The 21873-nt window shown below is 62.9% G+C and carries 16 protein-coding genes and 1 tRNA gene; 6 read left to right on the top strand and 11 right to left on the bottom strand.

What is annotated here, in order from left to right; genetic code table 11:
* The first annotated feature begins 99 nt into the window (after positions 1-99).
* Together LZ016_RS01225 and LZ016_RS15440 are read left to right on the top strand one after the other, a co-directional pair.
* A tRNA-Gln gene (locus LZ016_RS01225) sits at positions 100-173 on the top strand.
* 208 nt (positions 174-381) lie between these two features.
* Positions 382-516: a hypothetical protein gene (locus tag LZ016_RS15440; protein WP_277622482.1), complete on the top strand. Its 135-nt coding sequence runs from the start codon at positions 382-384 to the stop codon at positions 514-516.
* Positions 517-529: 13 nt separating this feature from the next.
* On the opposite strand, the gene LZ016_RS01220 is transcribed toward LZ016_RS15440, so the two are convergent.
* Genes LZ016_RS01220 through LZ016_RS01210 form a run of 3 tightly spaced genes read right to left on the bottom strand, consistent with a single transcriptional unit; the run spans position 530 to position 1480 of the window.
* Entirely contained in the window at positions 530-796 is a 267-nt protein-coding gene (locus LZ016_RS01220; RefSeq protein WP_241445265.1) for a DUF5985 family protein, read from the bottom strand.
* A 4-nt stretch (positions 797-800) separates the two neighbouring features.
* A complete protein-coding gene (locus tag LZ016_RS01215; protein WP_241445263.1) occupies positions 801-1082 on the bottom strand; it encodes a DUF5985 family protein in 282 nt (93 codons plus the stop codon).
* Positions 1082-1480, bottom strand: coding sequence for a hypothetical protein (locus LZ016_RS01210; protein ID WP_241445262.1), 399 nt, complete (start codon positions 1478-1480; stop codon positions 1082-1084). Before LZ016_RS01210 ends, LZ016_RS01215 begins: the two co-directional genes overlap by 1 nt.
* 178 nt (positions 1481-1658) lie before the next feature.
* Between LZ016_RS01210 and LZ016_RS01205 the strand changes: the two genes are divergently transcribed.
* The 3 genes from LZ016_RS01205 to LZ016_RS01195 all read left to right on the top strand — a co-directional run bounded on the left by LZ016_RS01205 (position 1659) and on the right by LZ016_RS01195 (position 9317).
* Complete coding sequence (locus LZ016_RS01205; protein ID WP_241445261.1) at positions 1659-7034, top strand: HAMP domain-containing protein; 5376 nt, start codon at positions 1659-1661, stop codon at positions 7032-7034.
* Between the two features lie 9 nt (positions 7035-7043).
* A complete protein-coding gene (locus LZ016_RS15610) occupies positions 7044-9086 on the top strand; it encodes a response regulator (protein ID WP_241445259.1) in 2043 nt (680 codons plus the stop codon).
* A gap of 63 nt (positions 9087-9149) precedes the next feature.
* Entirely contained in the window at positions 9150-9317 is a 168-nt protein-coding gene (locus tag LZ016_RS01195; protein ID WP_241445257.1) for a hypothetical protein, read from the top strand.
* On the opposite strand, the gene LZ016_RS01190 is transcribed toward LZ016_RS01195, so the two are convergent.
* Genes LZ016_RS01190 through LZ016_RS01155 form a run of 8 tightly spaced genes read right to left on the bottom strand, consistent with a single transcriptional unit; the run spans position 9314 to position 21012 of the window.
* Positions 9314-10903, bottom strand: a complete 1590-nt coding sequence (locus LZ016_RS01190; protein ID WP_241445255.1) for a serine hydrolase — start codon at positions 10901-10903, stop codon at positions 9314-9316. The genes LZ016_RS01195 and LZ016_RS01190 overlap by 4 nt on opposite strands.
* Positions 10904-10917: 14 nt before the next feature.
* On the bottom strand, positions 10918-12054 hold the full coding sequence (locus tag LZ016_RS01185) for a YkvI family membrane protein (RefSeq protein ID WP_241445253.1): 1137 nt from the start codon (positions 12052-12054) through the stop codon (positions 10918-10920).
* Positions 12051-13115, bottom strand: coding sequence for an N-acetyltransferase DgcN family protein (locus LZ016_RS01180; protein WP_241445251.1), 1065 nt, complete (start codon positions 13113-13115; stop codon positions 12051-12053). Before LZ016_RS01180 ends, LZ016_RS01185 begins: the two co-directional genes overlap by 4 nt.
* Before the next feature lie 11 nt (positions 13116-13126).
* Positions 13127-15493 carry a TonB-dependent receptor gene (locus tag LZ016_RS01175; protein WP_241445250.1) on the bottom strand — a complete coding sequence of 789 codons (2367 nt, stop codon included), beginning with the start codon at positions 15491-15493 and terminating at the stop codon, positions 13127-13129.
* Positions 15494-15532: 39 nt separating this feature from the next.
* On the bottom strand, positions 15533-16660 hold the full coding sequence (locus LZ016_RS01170; protein WP_241445248.1) for a dipeptidase: 1128 nt from the start codon (positions 16658-16660) through the stop codon (positions 15533-15535).
* Positions 16661-16667: 7 nt separating this feature from the next.
* Positions 16668-17990, bottom strand: coding sequence for a peptide MFS transporter (locus LZ016_RS01165; RefSeq protein WP_241445247.1), 1323 nt, complete (start codon positions 17988-17990; stop codon positions 16668-16670).
* Positions 17987-18997, bottom strand: a complete 1011-nt coding sequence (locus LZ016_RS01160; protein WP_241445246.1) for a dipeptide epimerase — start codon at positions 18995-18997, stop codon at positions 17987-17989. Before LZ016_RS01160 ends, LZ016_RS01165 begins: the two co-directional genes overlap by 4 nt.
* On the bottom strand, positions 18997-21012 hold the full coding sequence (locus LZ016_RS01155; RefSeq protein ID WP_241445245.1) for a serine hydrolase domain-containing protein: 2016 nt from the start codon (positions 21010-21012) through the stop codon (positions 18997-18999). The genes LZ016_RS01160 and LZ016_RS01155 overlap by 1 nt, the downstream gene beginning before the upstream one ends.
* A gap of 198 nt (positions 21013-21210) precedes the next feature.
* Here LZ016_RS01155 and LZ016_RS01150 point away from each other — a divergent pair, with 198 nt between their 5' ends.
* Positions 21211-21822, top strand: a complete 612-nt coding sequence (locus LZ016_RS01150; RefSeq protein ID WP_241445244.1) for a helix-turn-helix domain-containing protein — start codon at positions 21211-21213, stop codon at positions 21820-21822.
* The last annotated feature ends 51 nt before the right edge of the window (positions 21823-21873 follow it).

Raw genomic sequence — 21873 nt, 5'->3', positions numbered from 1 at the left:
TAATAGCGAAGCGCAGGTGAGGGCAAGCGCCGCAGGGAAACCGCCGCGGAGCGTTGACAGTATGAAGGCCGCTTTCTATCTCGCGGCCTCTCCAATCGGTGCCCCGTCGTCTAATGGTAAGACTACGGACTCTGACTCCGTCAATCGTGGTTCGAATCCACGCGGGGCATCCAGCCTAAACTAAATTCCCGTAAATCTTGTGGCAGAAGCGCTCCGCCCATTAGCGCTAACTTTGGATAAGGTTCGCCGCGTCCAGCGGACGGGTAGCTTGCTTTACGGAGCCTGTTCAACGGAGAGCGACGCCGGGGGCTCGGGTTCCACTCCCAACGTGCGGCTCGGACGGCCTCCATCGTCCGAGCCGCTTTTTGCGAGACGATCTTGATGGCCATTATCGTTCGTTTGTCGGTCGCGTGGATCATCTTCGGTTTCATTGCTGCGGTCATGTCTTTCGGGCCCGCGCTGTTGCGGATGATCGCTTTCGGCCCGATCAGCCTCATCTACAATTTCATGGCGTAGCAAGCGCGGCCCCTCAGTTCCGGGCGGCCCGGTTCTTCCGGTAGATGGCGAACAGGATCAGCAGGAAAGCCGCCAGCCGGAAGAGATAGATCGAGCCCCTTTCCTCCGTCGGAATGTTCGCGAGCGCGAGGATGGTCTGCCCGACCCCCAGCAGCACGAAAGCCAGCGCAAAGGTCAGGAACAACTCGTCGCGCGAGCGGCGCCAGTAGCGCATGAGGAACAGACTGCAGGTAAAAAACCCGAAAGCCACTGCGCCGGAGAGGAAATCGTAGAGCGTCATCGCCTCACTCCTCCTCGACGTCCCAGATGAAACCCCACAAGAGGGACACCACCGCGGCCATTGCCATCAACAGCCGAGGAAGGCGAAGGTCAACCTCGGGCTGCGGCCAGACGGCTAGATCGAGCACAAGCAGCAAGTTGTTCAACGCGAGGAAGCCGAAGCAGATGCTGCTCCACATAAGGAGCCTCACCTGCGAACGGCGATAGCTTCTGCCCAGCAGCCAAGCACAGCACGCGCTGGTCAGGAAGCAAAGCACATAGACGATGGTGGGGAAAACGGCCCCCATCAGTCTCTCCTCAACTTGAACGCATCGGCGAAGGCGCTGGCGCCGCTCGACGAGACCGAAACAATGGCGCGGCGAACCGCGTCGGGCCTCACCAAATAGAGCTCTTCCAGCTGGTTCACGCAGCGTGACACCTGTTCGTTGATGGGCATGTACACCACCCCTCCGCTCTCGACCGATGCGAGGCCCGCCGCGACGAGCCCTTCGAGCGCCTTGCTGACGACCAGTTCACTGGCGCGCATGGTCGACACCAGCTCGGCGGCGGGCCAGGGCCGTCGATCGCTTTTCAGGGTCAGGAGCAGCTCGAGCGCCCATATGGATCGGAAGCTCGAACCGACGAACCGCAACAGGTCATCGGAAGGAATGGGGGAGGCATCGTCCGGGGTGGCCGGTCCTGACATCTCGACGCCCCGTAGCGGCGCGGCTACGAAATTTGCAATAGGCGCCAGAAAATCTTGATCCAGATGAGGATTTTTTTAGGAAGAAGAAACCAATTTTTGGATTAATGTCGTTCGCGCAGCCGGGGGGCTGCTCGTGTAGTCAACCGGGCGGGGGGAGTAAAACCGACCGGAGAGTAGAGTGAACGTTCAGACCCAGCGGGACTTTATCGATCGCCGCCAGCTCGTCAGCGCTCTACGCGCGCTGCGCCGGGGCGACTTTAGCGTTCGCCTCCCGGAGGAAGTCGACGGAGTCGACGGCGAAATCGCCAGCCTCTTCAACGAAGTCGTCTCTCTCAACGAAGAGATGGCCCAGGAATTCCAGCGCCTCTCCAAGGTCGTCGGCAAAGAAGGAAAAATCACGCAGCGCGGTCGCTTGAAGAATGCGCGGGGCGGCTGGGAAACGGCCGTCCGGTCCGTCAACGAGTTGATCGAGGACATGGTCCAGCCGACCGCGGAAGTGGCCCGCGTCATCGGCGCGGTCGCCAAGGGCGACCTCTCTCAGAGCATGACGGTCGAAATCGACGGTCGTCCCCTGCGCGGCGAGTTCCTGCGCATCGGCAAGATCGTGAACACGATGGTCGAGCAGCTCGCGAGCTTCGCGTCGGAAGTGACCCGCGTGGCCCGTGAAGTCGGCACCGAAGGAAAGCTGGGCGGCCAGGCGAACGTGAAGGGCGTCGCCGGCACCTGGAAGGACCTCACAGACAACGTGAACGCGATGGCGACCAACCTGACGGGCCAGGTGCGCAACATCGCCGAAGTGACGACCGCCGTGGCCCGCGGCGACTTGTCCAAGAAGATCACCGTCGAGGTGAAGGGCGAAATCCTGGAGCTCAAGAACACCATCAACGTCATGGTGGACCAGCTCAACGCCTTCGCCAGCGAAGTGACCCGCGTGGCGCGCGAAGTCGGTACGGAAGGCAAGCTCGGTGGTCAGGCCCGCGTGGAAGGCGTCGCCGGCACGTGGAAGGACCTTACCGACAACGTGAACCTGATGGCCGACAACCTTACCGGCCAGGTGCGTAACATCGCCGAAGTGACGACCGCCGTGGCTCGCGGCGACTTGTCCAAGAAGATCACCGTGGACGTGAAGGGCGAAATCCTCGAGCTGAAGAACACCATCAATGTCATGGTGGACCAGCTCAATGGCTTCGCATCCGAGGTGACCCGCGTGGCTCGCGAAGTGGGCACCGAAGGCAAGCTCGGCGGCCAAGCGCAGGTGCCGGGCGTGGCGGGAACCTGGGCCGACCTTACGGACAATGTGAACCTGATGGCGGCGAACCTGACGGGCCAGGTCCGCAATATCGCAGAGGTTACGACCGCGGTCGCGAAGGGCGACCTCTCGAAAAAGATCACGGTCGACGTGCGAGGCGAAATCCTCGAGCTGAAGGACACCATCAACACGATGGTGGACCAGCTGAACTCCTTCGCGAGCGAAGTGACGCGCGTGGCGCGCGAAGTGGGCTCGGAAGGAAAGCTCGGCGGGCAGGCGCAGGTGGAAGGCGTCGCCGGTACCTGGGCCGACTTGACCGACAGTGTGAACCTCATGGCCGGCAATTTGACGGGTCAGGTCCGTAACATCGCCGAAGTGACAACCGCCGTGGCCCGCGGCGATCTTTCCAAGAAGATCACCGTCGACGTGAAGGGCGAGATTCTCGAGCTCAAGAACACCATCAACGTCATGGTGGACCAGCTGAACTCGTTCGCCTCGGAAGTGACCCGCGTGGCGCGCGAAGTGGGCTCGGAAGGCAAGCTCGGCGGTCAGGCGCAGGTGGAGGGCGTCGCCGGCACCTGGGCCGACTTGACCGACAGCGTGAACCTGATGGCCGGCAATTTGACGGGTCAGGTCCGTAACATCGCCGAAGTGACGACCGCCGTGGCCCGCGGCGATCTTTCCAAGAAGATCACCGTCGACGTGAAGGGCGAGATCCTCGAGCTGAAGAACACCATCAACGTCATGGTGGATCAGCTCAACGGCTTCGCCTCCGAGGTGACCCGCGTGGCTCGCGAAGTCGGTACCGAAGGAAAGCTCGGTGGACAGGCGCAGGTTCCGGGCGTCGGCGGCACGTGGAAAGACCTCACCGACAACGTGAACGCCATGGCCGCGAACCTCACGGGTCAGGTCCGCAACATCGCCGAAGTGACGACCGCGGTCGCCTTGGGCGACTTGTCCAAGAAGATCACCGTGGACGTGAAGGGCGAAATCCTCGAGCTGAAGAGCACCATCAACACGATGGTGGACCAGCTCAACTCGTTTGCCGGCGAGGTGACCCGCGTGGCCCGCGAAGTGGGAACCGAGGGTAAGCTCGGCGGTCAGGCGCAGGTGCGCGGCGTCGCCGGCACTTGGAAGGACCTTACCGACAACGTGAACCTGATGGCCGCGAACCTCACCGGTCAGGTACGTAACATCGCGGATGTAACCACCGCCGTGGCGCGCGGCGACTTGTCAAAGAAGATCACCGTGGACGTGAAGGGCGAGATCCTCGCCCTCAAGGACACGATCAACGTCATGGTCGATCAGCTGAACGCCTTTGCGTCCGAGGTGACCCGTGTGGCCCGCGAAGTGGGTACCGAGGGCAAGCTGGGTGGTCAGGCGAATGTTCCGGGCGTCGGCGGCACCTGGAAGGACCTTACCGACAACGTGAACTTGATGGCCAACAATCTGACCAACCAGGTGCGCGGCATCGCCGACGTCGTGACCGCGGTTGCGCAGGGCAACCTGAAGCGGAAGCTGACGCTCGACGCGAAGGGCGAAATCGCCGCGCTCGCCGAGACGATCAACTTCATGATCGAAACGCTCGCGACTTTCGCCGACCAAGTGACCAACATGGCCCGCGAAGTCGGCATCGAAGGCAAGCTGGGCGGTCAGGCGCGCGTGCCGGGCGCCGCCGGTCTGTGGCGCGACCTTACCGACAACGTGAACGCGATGGCGAACAACCTGACCAGCCAGGTGCGCTCGATCGCGGACGTGGCCACCGCAGTGACCAAGGGCGACCTCACCCGCTCCATCGCCGTCGAGGCGTCGGGCGAGATGGCGGCGCTCAAGGACAACATCAACGAGATGATCCGCAACCTCAAGGAACAGACGTTGAAGAATGCGGAGCAGGATTGGCTCAAGACCAACCTCGCGCGCTTCAGCCGCATGCTGCAGGGCGAACGCGACCTCGCGACCGTCTCGAACCTGATCATGTCCGAGCTCGCACCGCTGGTGAACGCGCAATACGGCGTGTTCTACGTCAGCAATCGCGATGAAGAGGATACGAAACTGGAGCTCGTCGCCAGCTACGGCGCCGAGAACTCCGACGCGCTGAAGAAGGAGTTCAAGCTCCGCGAAGGCCTTGTCGGGCAAGCGGCCGCCGATAAGCGGCCGGTTCTCCTCAAGGACGTGCCGCCCGACTTCATCCGCATCGGCTCGGGCCTCGGCCACGCGACGCCGGCCAACGTCAACATCCTCCCCGCGTTGTTCGAGGACGAGGTGAAGGCCGTCATTGAGCTCGCGTCGTTCGGCGAGTTCAACGAGACGCACCAGACCTTCCTCGACCAGCTCATGGAATCGGTCGGCATCGTGCTCAACACGATCGCGGCGACCATGCGTACCGAGGGCCTGCTGAAGCAGTCGCAGCTGCTGACGCAGGAACTTCAGGCGCGTCAGACCGAGCTGACGACAAAGCAGGAAGAGCTGCACAATACCAACGAGGAGCTGCAGGAGAAAGCGCAGCTTCTCGAAAACGAGAAGAAGCAGGTGGAAGCCAAGAACCTTGAGATCGAGATGGCCCGCCGCGCGCTGGAGGAAAAGGCGGAACAGCTCGCCCTCACCTCCAAGTACAAGTCGGAATTCCTGGCGAACATGAGCCACGAGCTGCGCACGCCGCTCAACTCGCTGCTTATCCTGTCGAAGTTGCTGTCCGACAACCAGCAGGGCAATCTCAACGACAAGCAGGTCGAGTTCGCGAAGACGATCAACTCGGCCGGCTCCGACCTTCTCAGCCTCATCAATGACATCCTGGACCTCTCGAAGATCGAATCCGGCACGGTGACTATCGAGGTCGGCGAGATGCCGATGGCGACGCTGAAGCAGCACATGGAGCGCACGTTCCGTCAGCTCGCTGCCGACAAGGGTCTCGATTTCAACGTCAAGTTCGACGAGACCCTGCCGCCCGCGATCCGGACGGACGAAAAGCGGCTTCAGCAGATCGTGCTCAACCTGCTGTCGAATGCCTTCAAGTTCACCGCGCGCGGCAGCGTCACGCTCAACGTCAGCTGCGCCACCCGCGGCTGGAGCCCGATGCACCCGGTGCTTCGCAATGCCGATCGGGCGATCGAGATCGCGGTCACGGATACCGGCATCGGCATCCCCGAGGACAAGCAGAAGCTCATCTTCGAGGCGTTCCAGCAAGCCGACGGAACTACCAGCCGCAAGTACGGCGGTACGGGCCTGGGCCTCTCCATCAGCCGCGAGATCGCCCGCTTGCTCGGTGGCGAGCTGCAGGTGCGCTCGAAGCCCGGCGAAGGATCGACCTTCATCCTGTACATGCCGCTAGAAGCTGCTCCCGCCGCGGCGAACGCGGGTGGCGAGGGCCAGGCGCGGTTCGACAACACCGGCGCGACCGTTCCCTCGGCCTTGCCGACCGGGTTCGAGGTCAATGACGACCGCGACGAACTCGGCGACGATCCGTTCGTGCTGATCGTCGAGGATGATCCGACGTTTGCGTCGATCCTTCTCGATCTCGCGCGCGACGCAGGTCTCAAGGGCGTGGTCTCCACTGCAGGTGCCGGCACGCTCGCAATGGCCCGCAAGCTGCAGCCCAATGCGATCACCCTGGATCTCGGTCTCAGCGACATTGATGGCTTCGTGCTTCTCGACCTCTTGAAGCACGACCCGGAGACGAAGCACGTCCCGATCCACGTCATTTCGGGCGCGGACAAGAGCGAGTCCGTGCTCGGCATGGGCGCGTTCGGCGTAACGGAAAAACCCGCGGATCAGGCTGAGCTCGCTAAGGTCTTCAAGAACCTGCTCGAACAGGCGCGGAAGGCGAAGCGCAAGAAGCGCCCAGCCACACAAGAGGGGTCGCCCGTGGCTCGCGATGTGCCGGAGCTGGCAGGCGCCCGAGTGCTCATCGTCGACGACGACATCCGCAACATCTTCTCGCTGACGAGCGTCCTGGAAAGCTACGACGTGCAGGTGCTCCACGCCGAACGCGGCAAGGAAGGCATCCGCATCCTGGAAGAAATGCCGGGTATCGACGTCGCACTCATCGACATCATGATGCCGGAGATGGATGGTTACGAGACGATGCAGCAAATCCGGCAGCGTCCGCAGCTTGCCGACCTGCCACTAATCGCGGTGACGGCGAAGGCCATGAAGGGCGACCGTCAGAAATGCCTCGATGCAGGCGCTTCCGACTACATCGCCAAGCCGGTCGACATCGAGCTCTTGCTGGCGCTGCTTCGCGTGTGGGTCAGCCGTTCCCGCGACGTGGCACAACCCGGCGGGAAGATCGTTCAGGCGGCGGAATAAGACGTGAACGTGCGTAGCAAAGTGGGCAAATCCGATGTGGCGACGACCGAGGACGTCGAACGGCCGCGCGTGCTCGTCGTCGATGACGACGAGCGAAACCTGCTTGCCATTCAGACCGTCCTGGAGGACGTCGGCGAGGTCATCACCGCCCGCTCAGGCGAAGAGGCACTCCGCTTCCTCCTAAAAGGCGAGTTCGCGGTCATACTGCTCGACGTCTACATGCCGGGCCTCGACGGCTACGAGACCGCGCAGATCATTCGCAGCCGCGAGCAATCGAAGCGTATCCCGATCGTCTTCTTGTCCGCCGTGAACAAGGAGACCGAGCATCTCATGCGCGGCTATTCGATGGGCGCCGTCGACTATGTCTTCAAACCCGTCGATCCGATCGTGCTGCGCTCCAAGGTCGCCGTGTTCGTCGACCTGTTCGCCAAGACCAAGGAGATCGAGCGCAAGGCGCGGCAGGAACAAGCGCTCTTAGACGCAAACCTCAAGGCCAACTCAGAGCTTCTGCGCGCCGAGCAAGACCTGCGCCGCGCCGAGCAGCAGCAGGCGGCGATCATCCAGTCGCTTCCAATCGTTCTGTATCTCGAACCGATCGACTGCGAGCCGCGGTGCCCCAACTTCGTCAGCGGCAACCTCGAGGCCATAACGGGCTACGGATTTTCCGTTGTGCGCGAGCAGCCTTCGATCTGGCAGGAACGCCTGCACGAGGACGACCGGACCCGCGTGCTGGCCGCCCTCGAGAAGCGGAAAAGTACTGGCAGTTTCTCTGTCGAATACCGCTGGCTGTGCGCCGACGGCACATACCGGCATTTCCACGACCAGGCAGTCTTGCTCACCGATCAGGATGGGAGCCCGATCGAATTTGCTGGAACGCTGACGGACGTCACGGAACGGCGGCTGCTCGAGGGCCAATTGGTTCAGGCGCAAAAGATGGACGCTATCGGAAAGCTGACCGGCGGCATCGCGCACGACTTCAACAATCTCCTCGCTGCAGTGCTCGGTGGCCTAGGGATTCTCGAACGGCGAGCGGGCCTCGAGGAAGAGCATCTCAAGATCTTGACCATGACCCAGCGTGCCGCCGATCAGGGCGCGGAGCTGGTGAAGCGGCTGTTGGCGTTCGCGCGTAGGCAGCAGTTGCAGCCGGCTCCGCTCGACCCGCGCGAGCTGGCGAGCGGCGTGGACGAGCTTCTGAGCCACACGCTCGGCGGACTGGTTGAGCTGGAATGGTCATTGGAAGAGACGCCGTGGTGCGCGTTCGCCGACCAGTCCCAGCTCGAGCTCGCCCTGATGAACCTGATAATCAACGCGCGCGATGCCATGCCCGAGGGCGGCACGATCAAGATCGCCGTGGACCACCGAACCGCGAGCGAGAAGGACGCACCGGACCTGAAGCCCGGCGACTATGTCGTCTTCACCGTCGAGGACGCAGGCTCGGGCATTGCACCGGAGATTCTCGAGAAGGTGATGGAACCCTTCTTCACCACGAAGGAGGTCGGCAAGGGAACGGGCCTCGGCCTCAGCATGGTCTACGGATTCGCCCAGCAGTCGAACGGCTCGATCCAGCTGCAAAGCGAGGTCGGCAAGGGCACCCGGGCAGAGCTCTGGATCCCGCGTGCGGAGGAAGCGCCGGTCGCGAAGCCGCCGAAGAAAGTAAAGCTCGATGAAAGCAACGGCACGCGCTTGACGATCCTTCTCGTTGACGACCACGAGGAGGTTCGTCTGGCCACGGCTCACATGTTCAAGGATCTTGGGCACGAAGTCGTCGAGGCGAGCAATGGAGCGGACGCCCTGCAGCTTCTCCGCGAGCGAGGAGTCGATCTCCTGGTCAGCGATTACGCCATGCCACAGCTCTCAGGCACGGACCTCGTTCGCGACGCGCGCTCGCACAAGCCGGACCTGACCGCCCTGATCATCACGGGATATGCCGACGCCGACGATATCGGCGACCTTCCGACGGACGTCATCGTCCTGCCAAAACCGTTCGATCTGCCAGCTCTTTCGGCGGCCGTCGCTGAGGCTACGAGAGTACGGCCATCCGCGACGAACTGAGGCACTGACCCGGCTTCGCGGAGTTATTTTCACTCACATAAATCACAAATCGTCGCGTGGACCATGGATGAAGAAGAGTATGTCGCCCCGGAAGTCGAACGGGCGACGGCAGGTCTCCAGGATGGGCTGGAAACCTGCCACAAGATCGTCAGCGATTACCGTTCAATGCTGTTGAGCCTTGAGCACCCGGACCTCACGACATCGCGAGGCGAAGGTTCTGTCGAAAGCTAGTTCGCCGCCTTCGCCGGCGTGAAGAGCAGATCCTGATAGTCCCAGCTGAAGTCCGCTCTGGGTGAGACGGGCTTCATGGTGACGCGATCGACCTTGCCGTCGGCACCGATCGAGAAGGTGACGTAGGCAGGCTCGACCCAATCCAGCTTCGGATTCATCTTGAACGTGTCGAACTGGTAGTGATTGAGCGGACCCTCCATCCCGCTCGAGTGCGGGAACTCGATGGCCAGGTCCTTCCCGTTCTCGCGGACCTTGATCGTGCCGTACCAGGGGTCGTTGTAATCGCCGACATAGTTCGCGAGCGGAAGCGACGGGCCGATCTTCGCGGGCTTCGCCTCGGCAGTTTGCACCGCTTTTGCCGCCGCATTCAGGCGCGCGACCTTGAAGGCGCGCCATTTCTCCGGCCACTGAGCCTGCGGGTAGCCAAGATAATGGTCCAGCAACTCGAACAGCAGGCCGCGGATGATCTCCCCGTCCTCGCTGTTGGCTGCAATGAAGATGCCGACGTTCTTCTCCGAAAGGAGGGCGACCGTCGCCTGGGACCCTAGGACCGCGCCGTCATGGCCGACGACCTGCGCGCCGCGGTAATCTGATAGCCCCCAACCTAAGGCATAGAGATCGTAATGCGGCTGGGCGGCGGCGAACTCCGCCGGATATTGCGGCACCGGCGTGATCACGGCTCCGGTCCACATCTGTTCGGACTGTTCTTGAGAGAACAGCCGTTTGTCGCTGTCCGGAATCTTGCCGCGGCCGAGCTGGGTCAGCAGCCACTGACTCATGTCGTTCGCGCTGATCGCCAGCCCGCCGGCCGGGGCGGCGTTCTGCGCGATCGTCGCGTTTTCATCGAGCGGCGTCTGCGTTCCCATTCCATGGACCGGGCCGTCGTTGCGGCTGTGCGGCCGGGCATGGTTCGCATTGGCCTGGAATTCCGCATCGGTATCAGTCGAGTTCTTCATGCCCAGAGGCCCGAAAACATGCTTGTGGATGTACTGCTCCCACGTCTCACCGCTGACTTCCTCGATCAGCTGACCGGCGGCCATGTAGAGGATGTTGTCGTAGGCATATCCGCTGCGGAAGCTGGTTGCCGGCTTGAGATAACGGATCCGGCGCACCGTCTCCTTGCGAGAAAGGGTGCTGTTCGGAAGGAACAGAAGGTCGCCTTGGCCGAGCCCAAGGCCGCTGCGGTGAACGAGCAGGTCGCGGATCGTCATCTCGCGCGTGACCCACGGATCGTACATCCGGAAGTCGGGCATGTGGTCGATGACCTTGTCGTCCCAACCGATCTTGCCTTCGTCCACCAGCGTAGCGAGGGCCGCATTGGTGAACGCCTTGCCCGTAGATCCGGTGAAGAAGATCGTGTCGGCGTCGACCGGCGCATTCGTGGTGATGTCGCGAACGCCCCAACCATGGGCGAGCGTGACCTTGCCGTCCTCGACGATGGCGATCGTGACGCCGGGCACGCCGATGCTCTTGCGGAGCTGTTCGACCCGCTGCTCGAACCCGGCAGGCGGTGCGGCCAGCGCGGGCGCTGACAGCGCTCCCAGCGAAACGGCGACCAGCAGTGCACGCGACGCGAAACGACCCATGACCAAACTCCCCTTTAGTTCTGAAGCGCCGGCTCGCTGTCGCGATCGTTGCGCACGATCTTCCACACGCCCACCGTCAGGAGCGGCAGGACGAAGACGGCCAGGAAAATGTAGGCGAGCGCCCGGTATCCCTTTGCGATGAGGTCGACGAGGCCGAAGCGACCCGCGGCAAACATGCACAATGCGAGCAACACGAGGCCGATCGTCAGGCGCGCGCGATGCGTCAGCTCGGTCCCGCGCTGCGCCTGCCAGGCTTGAGAGATGCGTTCGTTGACCGCGTGCACCGCGCTGGTGCCGCTCTCGAGCAGCGCCGAGAAGATCATCGCCTGGAACAGGTAGTGGAACCAAGGTTGGCCCATCTTCTGAAGCAGGAAATCGGACGGCAGCGGCGCGTCCTTGATGGCTGGGTAGAAGGCGACCATCGGGATGAAGAACAGCAGCGCCGGGACCATCGTCAGCGGCCCGGCGATGATGCCCGAAACCACTGCGTCGCGGTCGCTTACGAGATGGCGGAGGACCGGCAGGATGATGACCGCGCCGACGGTGTTGTAGCTGGCGTAGGTGAGCCCACCCATGGCCCACCCGCTGGTCTCGCTGTGGGCAGCGAAAGCCGGGCCGATGAGATGACCGAACGTCGCCAGCGCAAAGACGATAAACAGCGCATAGACGCCGTAGAGAAGGTAAGAGACGCCGGTGAAGAGCTCCTCCGCGGCCTTGTTGCCGAAGGCGACGACGCCCGCGATCCCGAGCATCAGGACTACGGTGCCGACCCATCCTGCCGCGCCGAACACGGCAGTGCCGATCGCGCCTGCCGCGGCCCCGTAGACGGCGAGGATCAGGACGACGAGTGCGAGATAGGCAAGCTCGAACGCGATCCATCCTGGACCCACGAGCCGCTTGAAGAACGTGCGGTAATCGAACGCCCGCAGCCGCCGAGCGACCACGAAGGTAATGACCGAGAGCAGACTCATGATCACGGTCGCGAAGGCAATCGCCATCAGGCCGCCGCGAGGTCCCGACGGCAGGAAGAATTCGGCCAGCTCCCGACCCGTGGCGTAGCCGCCGCCGATGACGAAGGCCTTGAGCGCCAGGCCCGGAAGGAGAATCCGCTTGAACCAGCTGTGCTGGGGATCGGCGGCCGTCGCGGTCACGCTTTCAGGCACTCGTCGATCAGGGCATCAAACGCCGGACCGCGGCGGATCGGGTCCGCAGCCGGCAAGCCGAGACGAGCCGTCTCCGTCCTGCAGAGTTCGTCGGCTTCACTTGCGTCCAGCGCGGAGGTATTCAGCGAAATGCCGCCGCAGCGGATCGCCGGATTGGTCCGCCGCCCAAGCGCGATCGTGAGGTCGATGATCTCCTCGACCGGGGGAACGGCGAATTCCTCGTCACCCAGCAGGCATGAGCGGCTCGGGTCATGGCAGACGACGAACACGTCCGGCTGGCTGCCGTGCAGCAGTGCAAGCGACACGCCGGCATAGGCCGGGTGCAGGATGGAGCCCTGCCCCTCGATCACATCCCAATGATCCGGGGCGGCACCGGGGCTAAGCAGCTCAGCAGCACCGGCGGCGAAATCAGCCACGACCGCATCCATCGGGATGCCGCCGCCTGAAATCATGATTCCTGTTTGCCCGGTCGCGCGGAAGTCGGTTTTCACGCCCCTGTCCGCGAAGGCGCGGGCGATCGAGAGCGCGGTGTACTTCTTGCCGAGCGCGCAATCCGTGCCGACTGTCAGCAACCTCTTGCCCGTCCGCTTCAGCCCCGTGGCAATGGGAAGGTTCGCGGGCGGCGTTCGAATGTCGATCAGTCGCCGTCCCAGCCGCTCCGCGCCGTAGCGAAGCTCGGGAATGCACACGAGCTTCGCGTGCATCCCGCTGACGATGTCGAGACCCGCTTCGAGGGCTTCGACCAGCGCCGGGATCCAGGACTCCGCGATGTAGCCGCCGGAATTGGCGACACCGATCACCAGCGCCCGAGCGCCCTTGTCGGCCGCGTCCGCAGGTCGCATTTGGGGAAGCCCGACGGTAACCTGCGCGCCGGGGAGCGCGAACTCACCGACGCACAGGTCAGGAGCCCAGTCGCGAAGACCGAACGCCGTCTTCGCAAAACCAGCCTCAACCGTGTCACCCAGGAACAGAAGGTACGGCTGCGGTAATCGGCCTGAACTCGCCGAGCCTGACTCAATTCCCCGTTGCAGCCGTGCCTCCTGTGCCATGTTGTGATCGACTAGAACCGGGTTCCGACCGACAGTCCGACTGTCCGGGGACGGATGATGCCGATCGCCCCAGCGTCGTTCGCGAACGTGCCGGGATCGATTGAAGTAACGCTGGTGATCCCCTGTGAATCGAACAGGTTGCGAACATAGGCCTGCACAATCCAGCGGCCTGTTTCGACACCCGCTCTCAGGTCGAAGGTTTCGTAGGAATCGAGATGCAGGAGTTCTCCATCGGGGGCCCGATCTCCGAAGTCCGGCGTGCGATCGCTGACGTAGCTAATGCTTGTTCCGACGAATGCATTCAGAGTGTCGGTGATCGGCCATTCGTAGTCCGCGTTGAAGCCAAAGCTCCAATCAGGAATATAGGGCAGCGGGTCGCCCTTCAGGCCGCCGATAAGCGGATCGGTTTTCTTCGTTAGATGCGCGTCCGTGTACGCACCGTTCAAGGATAGCGAAAGTCCCGCGATGGGCCGCCCGGTTAGAGTGAACTCGAAGCCCTTGCTCACCGCCGTGCCGCCATTGGCGTTGACGCCGAAGTCGTTGATCACTGCAAAGAGCTGGATATCTTTCCAGTCGAGATAAAAGGCCGAGAAGTCGAGCGAGAGGCGACGGTTGAACCAGTCCGCCTTCAGGCCAGCCTCATAGCTGATCAGCCGATCGGAGTCGTACGTCGCCGGAGCATCGGCACCCGGCTGAAGAACGTTCGGTCCGCCAGGACGGTAGCCGCTCGCGACACGCGCATAGACGGAAGTGTTCTCGGTGATTTCGTAGCGCGGTGCGACCGAGTAGGTGAAGACGGACTCGTCAGACTTCAGTCCGGAGAATTCGATCACGGCACCGCCGAGGAGGTCCCCAGTGAAGAACTGCTCCGCAGACTGCTTGTTGTGACTCCAACGTCCGCCGAGCGTCAGATCGAACTTGGGGGTGACATGTAGGGTCCCGTTCGCGAACGCCGCATATTCCTTGAATTTCGAATTCAGGAAGCCTTCGACCAGCAATGGAATGCTCGACATTGGCTCACCGGAGATTGCATCAACAGCCACGTAGTTTTGAGGATTAATTCCTGAATCTTCGTTGGTGTAGAAAGCGCCCACAAGCCATTCGAACTTATCATTGTCAGGCGATGCAAGGCGCAGTTCCTGCACAAATTTCTTGGTCGACGTGACTTGCTCGAGCAGCGCACTGAGACGGGGGTCCCCCGTTCCGTATAGCAGGTCGACAAGTGGTCCCAGCGGAGTGCCCGGCCCCGTCAGCCCGGTGTTCAGAGTCAGGTCCCGGTGCAAGTTTTCGGAGAATTTTCCGTAGCTCGTCGAGGAAGTCAGGTTAGCGAACCCGAAGTCGTAGTCGAGCACCCCGCTGTAGACGCGATATTTGATCTTCGTGGGCTCGTTCAGATAGCGCGACTGAACCAGTCCGCCATACCTCTGATCCAACGTGACCGGATCAACCTCAACATAGTCCGAATTGTCGCTGTTGGTGTTCTGGACGAGCGCGCTCAGACGAATGGAAAGATCATCCGTCGCGTTGAACAGCAGCGATGCGCGGCCGCCGTACGACTTCAGCTCGTTGATGTTCTTGTCGACACGCGAGCCGGGAATGATCACGTCAGCGGGATCAATCAGGCTGGTGACCGGATTGTTGCCAATAGAGTCGATGTAGCCGGCGTCCTTGCGGTAAAAGCCGCTGGCGCGGAACGCGATCTTGTCGTTCAGTGGCACGTTGACCATGCCCGTTCCAGAATAACCGAGACCGCCGTGCGCCACGTCTTCGAGCGAAACCTGCGCGCGAGCTTCGAACTTGTTTGGGTTCGGCGCATTGGTGACGAACTTCAGAACGCCGCCTAGCGAGCTGGCGCCATAGAGAGTCCCCTGAGGACCGCGCAGCACCTCGATCCGGGCAACGTCAAACGTGTCGAAGTCGCCGGCGAGGATGGCGCCGTTTGCCAGGCCGCTGCTCGATCCGAACGGAACTTCATCGACGTAGACGCCGACCGTCGACGCGACGCCACCCGTGTTGATGCCGCGCAGCGAGATGCGGGACACGCCGCGAGTTTCGCCCGTCAGGCTGAGGCCCGGAACGAGTGCCAAATAGTCTTGGAGGTTGTCAGCCTGCTGCCGCTCCAGCGTGTCGCCACCGACCACGCTGACCGACTGAGCTACGTCCGACAACGCTTCGACGCGCTTCTGCGCCGTGACGACGATTTCGCCGCCCGACGCATTTTGCTGATCCGCCGTGGACTGAGCAGTTTCCGTTCCTTGAGAGACTACCGCTTCAGATGTGGACGGCTGTGCGTCCTGCGCAGAGGCCGCGGTCGAGGCGACCGTGCTGATGAATGCCGCCGACGCAAACAATGTGATCCGTGAACCGAGCCTAGTCATTACAATTCCCCTTCATTCAATTGCCCGACCTCCCCAAGGTCAGGCCCAGGTCGCCCCCAACAGGCGCCTGAAGTTTCCTCCGAGAACGAGTTTGATGTTCGCGTCCGAGTAGCCGCGACGGATGAGCTCTTCGGTGAGATCGAAGACTTTCGTCGGATGATCGAACCCGTCGATGTCGATCTTGTCGCGGAACGCGTAGCTGGATTTGTACGACGCCTTCAGCGCCTTGTACTGGTCGGGCGCCATGTCGTCGTAGCCGTTGAGGTCGGCGTCCGATCCGATGCCGACATACTCCACGCCGACCAGCTTCGTGACGTGTTCTACGTGATCCGCCATGTCCGACACGGTCGTCGGATCCTTGTCCTTTACGAACATGCGGACGCCCGTGATCCCCATCACGCCGCCCTTCGCCGCGAGCTTCTTGATGACCTCGTCGGACTTGTTGCGCGGGTGCGGGTTGAGCGCCTTGCAATTGGAGTGCGTGACCGCGATCGCCTTGGGCGACAGCTCGATCGCGTCGAGCGTGGTCCTCTCCCCGCAATGCGATGTGTCGACCAGCATGCCGACCTTGTTCATCGCCTTGATGATCGCTTCGCCGAAGTCGCTGACGCCGCCGTCGATCCGGTCCGTCGAGCCGGAGCCGATCAGGTTCTGGCTGTTGTAGGTCAGCTGCGCGCAGCGCAGCCCGAGCCGGTAGAAGTCCTGAACGTCCTCGGCTTTCTGGAACATCTCCGCGTTCTGAAGGCCCATGATGACGGCGTACTTGCCCTCGGCCTTCGCGTGGTCGAGGTCGCCGACCGTTCCGACGAGCGTGAACAGGTCCGCCTGCCGTCCTACCCAGCCCTGGTAGGAAGCGAGGAACTGAAGCGCCTGCTCCTTGGCATCCGGGCCGCCGATGCCGACGCTGTGGTGGAAGCCAGTGATGCCCGACGCCTTGTAATCGGCGAGGTCCTTGGCTCCGAAACCCTGGTCGAAGAACTTTGGATCGAAGTCGAGCTTCAGCGGCGCGAGCATATCGATCACGAGGGACTCGCGGACGACCTTGACCGCACGGGCGGAATAGGCCCGCCCCGGCGCCGCGGCGAAGGCAAAACTGCCGCGATTGATCATCGGGAATGCAGCAGCGCCGACCGCAAGTCCTCCCAGCAATACGCCACGCCTGTTCACTCGCGCCTCAAGCATTCTGCGGCCTCGCAATTCCTTCGGGAACATCGGTGAGATCGTCGGCGACGCGCGCCTGCGCCTGGGCAAGCACGCGCTTGGTCGGACCGTCGAGAAGATAGAGCAGGACTGCCGCGCAGCTTGCGATCGCGGCCAGCATCACGAAGAATTGCGCGTGGCCGAAGTGGCTCCACAGGCGTCCGACCTGACCCGCGAGCAGGCTCCCGGTGAAGATCGCCAAGTACCAAGAGGCGACCGTTGTCGCGCCGAGCTTCGGCGGAGCCAGACGGGCAAACACGCCGAGCCCGTTCGGAAGGATGTAGAGTTCGCCCAGCGTGAACAGCAGGAAGTAGGACAGCAGCCAGATCCAGTGCGCCCGTCCGCCGCCGCTGAACGCCTCGGCGCCAGCGACGAGCAGGTAGGACGCGGCCACGATCAGCGCGCCAACGGCCATCTTGTGCATCACCGACAGCTCACGTCCCCGCTCCGCCTGCTTCTTCCAGCGGGCGAGCAGCAGCGGCGTCATGACCATGACCAGCAGCGGGTTGAGCGAGAAGAACATGGAGGCGCCGACCTCGACCCCGTCGATGACGCGGTCGACGTCGTCGCGCATCCAGAGCGCGAATGTGTTGCCGATCTGCTCGTAAGCGCCGCGGAAGATCGTGACGGCGAGGCCGATGCCCAGCAGCAGCAACACCGTGTCACGGCCGCGGTGAGTGCCGGCCTTCGCAGGCGGAAGCACCTGCCTGGCCGCCTCGGAGGGCAGGTAGCGGTTGCCCCACAAATAGATGGCGAGGCCCGCGAGCATGCCGACTCCGGCGGCCGCAAAGCCATAGTGCCAGCCGTAGGTCTCGCCGAGGAACCCGCAAACGAGCGGCGCGAGGAAAGCGCCGACGTTCACGCCGACATAATAGACGTTATAGGCCCACGGCCGGCGCGGATCGTCGGCCGTGTAGAGGTCGTTGATCTGGCTCGGCAGGGTTGGGAGAAAGAGCCCGTTGCCCAGCGCGATCGTCGCGAGCGCGAAGTAGAAGGCGGGCTCGAACGCCATCATGAAATGGCCCGCCGCCATGACGGTCGCGCCAATGATCACGGCGCGGCGCTTGCCCAGCCAGCGGTCGGCGATCGTGCCGCCGATGATCGGCGTGAAGTACGCGAACGCCGTGTACAGGCCGTAGATGCTGGAGGACTTCTCCTGCCCGAACAGCAGGGTCGTCGTCATGTAATAGACGAGCAGCGCACGCATGCCGAAGTAGGAGAATTGCTCCCACATGTTCGTGAGGAACAGAATGGTCAGTCCTCGCGGCTGACCGAACCAGTTCGACGGTTGGCTCACGCCGCGAGCACCGCCGCGGGTGTTCCCCACACGTCGTCGGAGCACCAGATCTGGCCCGCTTCGTAATCGACGCCGGGAACGCGATCCTCCTTGAGGAAGGTCGGGCCGTCGAGGTCCACGAAGTCGCAGAATTGGCCGAGGATGAAGGCCGGAGCCATGGCCCAGCTCGTCCCGACCATGTTGCCGACCATCACGCGAATGCCGAGACGCCTCGCCTCGTCGGCAATCAGCAGCGCTTCCGTCAGCCCGCCGCACTTGTCGAGCTTGATGTTCACGACGTCGAAGCGACCAACGAGCCCGGGAACGTCGGCCAGCGAGAGCGCGCTCTCGTCCGCCGCAATCGGGATCGGGCTCTGGAAGCCTTCGAGATCAGCCTCGTTGCCGCGCGGCAGAGGCTGCTCGATCAGCGAAACCTTCTGCTCGCCCATCGCCTGGACGAGCGCGGGCAGATCGTGCTTCCCAAAACCCTGGTTCGCATCGACGCCGAGCCAGACGTCGGGCCGCGCTTCACGGATCGCGCGAACGCGCGCGATGTCGAGCTGCAGCGTGCCGGTTAGCTTGATCTTGATGGCCTTGGCGCCCGCGTACTTCCGCGCGCCTTCCGCCATGACATCCGGATCATCGGCGCCCAGCGTGAAGGTCGTGACGAGCGGCCGCGGCGTATCGACTCCGGCGAGGCGGTACGCTGGAGTGCCCGTCCGCAGCGCCTCCAGCTCCCACATCGCGCAATCGATGGCGTTGCGGGCTCCGCCGGCCGGTAGAAGCTGACGAAGGGCCTCGCGGCTTTCGCAAGCTTCGATCGCCGACCGGTTCGCCTCGAGCTGCTCCACCATCTGCGGAGCCTCGTCCCGCAAGTAATAGACGCCCGCCGCCTCGCCCCGGCCCCGGTGCTGGCCGTCGTCGAGCTCGACGACGACCACATCGGATGCCTCGAACACATAGCCCGAGATTCGGAACGGGGCGGCGAGACGGTGGGTCTCCACCCGATAGGTAAGCGTCTGCCCCATCAGTACTGGGTCGTCAGGCCGACGAGGTGGTAGACGAGGGCGATCCACAGCACGGTCAGCGCCGAGATCACGAGCAGCACGCTCCAGGTCTTGGCCTTCCACGTGGCCTTGAACCCGCCCTTACGCTTCCACACGATGGAGGCGTACCAGAGCACCGCGAGGAGGCCGCCGAAGAAGGCGACGATCGCGAGGACCTGGAGGATCAAGACGACCGGTACGAAGGCCGAGCTGAGCAGGTTGAGGTCACTGAACATCATCGAGATGGCGACCATCCAGGCGACCAGAGTCAGCAGGATCGCGGTCGCTCCGATGCGGCTCGCCCGGTAGGCTTTCAACTCGCGCTTATCGAGCTCGAGAGCCTGACCGTAGCGCTTCCGGACCACTGCCCGGACCGGCCAGAACACGGCCGTCAGGAACAGGACCGCAAGGCTGAGGTAGGTCAGCGGCAGCAGCCAGGACGAGTTCTGGTACCAGGGCGTGCGATCCCAGACGATGATCGGAGCAACACTGCCCAGGCTCCAGCGAACGACCTTGCCGTCGACGACTTTCGCGCCGAGCGTCTCGTGACTGTTCGCATCCCGCCACAGCATCGGGCCGGCCGCGATCCACTTGCGCGGTTGGCCGTTCAAGCCGGCGGCGAGGCCGTCGGCGATGAGCGGGTTGCCGTCCTTGTCGACGCCGATCTTAGTCTGGCCGATGAGGTCGGTGATGCTGATGAAGCTGGAGAAGGACCGGCGCGACGTCGACCAGGTGCCGGCAAGCTTTTCAGCGTTCTCGCGAGCCGTCTTGGCGTCGATCTTCCGCGTGTCCGCGGGACCCGGGAAATAGCGGTCCGCGAACTCTTCGAGCAACGCGTTGCGCAGGCCGTGAGCCGCACCCGCCGTGCCCGGGCTGTTGAAGGAGACGAACAGGCCGACGCCGTCGTTCAGGAACAGGTGCAGGTCGCTGTGGAAAGCGACGGTGTCACCACCGTGCGAGTCCACGCGGTGCCCGTTGATGTCCGACTGGTAGAAGCCGAGCGACATCTTCTGCAGGCCCGGGATCGGGTCGTTCGCAGTCGTGTGCATCAGCGCCTTGGTCTGCGGGTTCAGCAGGGGGCTCGGATTCGCGAGATGGGCGATCATGAACCGCCCCATGTCGTCGCCGCTGGCGGCGAGGCTGCCGGCCGGACCGACGCCGACATATTCATAGCCGTAAGCCTTGTCGCTGCCGGGCTGATAACCTTCCGCCATGTAAGGCTTCAGGTTGGCCGGAAGCGGCTGCTGGAACGTAGCGAGCTTCATGCCCGCCGGAGCTATGACGTGGTTCTGGATGTACTGTTCGAACGGCTCACCCGAAACGCGGCTGACGATGTAGCCGGCGAGAGCGGTCGCCCAGTTCGAATAGGCCGGAGTCGTGCCCGGATCGTACACGCGCTTCGGAACCCAGCGCTTCAGGATCTGGTCGTACGGGACGTACTTCTTCTGGTCGACCGCGATCAGGTCCTTGACCTGCTCTTCGAAGCCGGACGTGTGCGTCATGATGTTGCGCAGCGTGATCGGCTTGCCGTTCCGCGGCGGAATCTTGAAGTCCAGGTACTTGTTGACGTCCTCGTCGAGATTGAGCTTGCCCGCCTGGACCTGCTGCATGACGGCGGTCCAGGTGAACAGCTTGGAGATGGAGCCCGGGCGGAAAAGGGTCGTATGCGGATCGACCCGCTTGCGCTTGGCGACGTCCGCAAAGCCATAACCTCGGCTGGTCAGGATCTGGCCGTCCTTGACGACCACGACGACCGCGCCGGGGATGTCGTTCTTGCCGATCGAGATCGGCACGAAACCGTCGAGCCACGCGTTCACGTTCTCTGCGGTCAGGGGCTGAGCGCCCTCCGGCTGAGCAGTCGTAACCGGCGGCACCGGCATCTGCTGCGTTTTCGGCGCCGGCGTCGGCACCAAAGTCGGTTGAGCGGACTGGGCGTACGCCCCAGAAAGAATCGCACAACCCAGAACCGCCGCAAGGAATGCAGCCGATTTCCGCATTTTTGTCTCCCCTTTCGAACGATTTGCTCGCCAGAGCGAAATCGCCTTATTATGCCAACGTGTGTCGGATGAGGCCATAATGGTCCTGATTGGAAAAATGTCAAACCTGTTACGGGAGCATCTTCGTTGAGCGGTCGACCGACACTGGGACGGATTCTGAAAGAGCTGAGAAGCCATCGGAATTGGACGCTTCGCGAGATGAGCGAGCGCAGCGGCATCCCCGTATCGACCCTGTCGAAGGTAGAGAACGACCGGCTTACTCTGACCTACGACAAGCTCGCCCAGGTCAGCGAAAACCTTCAGATTCCGATCTCGGAGCTCTTCGCCGAATCGGAGCCGCCGGAGGCCGTCACCGCTCGGCGCAGCATCGGTCGCCTGGAGGACGCGATCCGCGTCGAAACCTCCAACTACGACTATTATTATCTATGCACGGAGCTTCGCCGGAAGCGGATGATCCCCGTGCTGACCCGCATCCGTGCGAAGTCTCTGGCGGAGTTCGGGGACCTCGTCTCCCATTCGGGCGAGGAATATATCCACGTCCTCGAAGGCTCGATCATCGTCCACACGGAATTCTACGATCCCGTCACGCTCAAGGCGGGCGAGGCGATCTACATCGATTCGAACATGGGCCACGCCTATGTCGCGGCGGAGGAATGCGACGAGGCTTTGGTCCTCGGCGTCTGCTCGAGCGACGATGACGCGCTGATGAGCTCGCTCATGCACATTCACGAGCCGGCCAACGAAGGAGTCGAGCGCATGGCCGATCAAAGCAACGCGCGCGTGCGCACGCTTCGGCGCCCAGCAGCCTGATCGGAAACACGGGGCCGAGCTCGTTCCGCCCCACCACCAAAGAAAACGGCG

The organism is Sphingomonas telluris (genome assembly GCF_022568775.1).
Lineage (GTDB): Bacteria > Pseudomonadota > Alphaproteobacteria > Sphingomonadales > Sphingomonadaceae > Sphingomicrobium > Sphingomicrobium telluris.
This window is presented reverse-complemented; position numbering and strand designations above follow the sequence as displayed.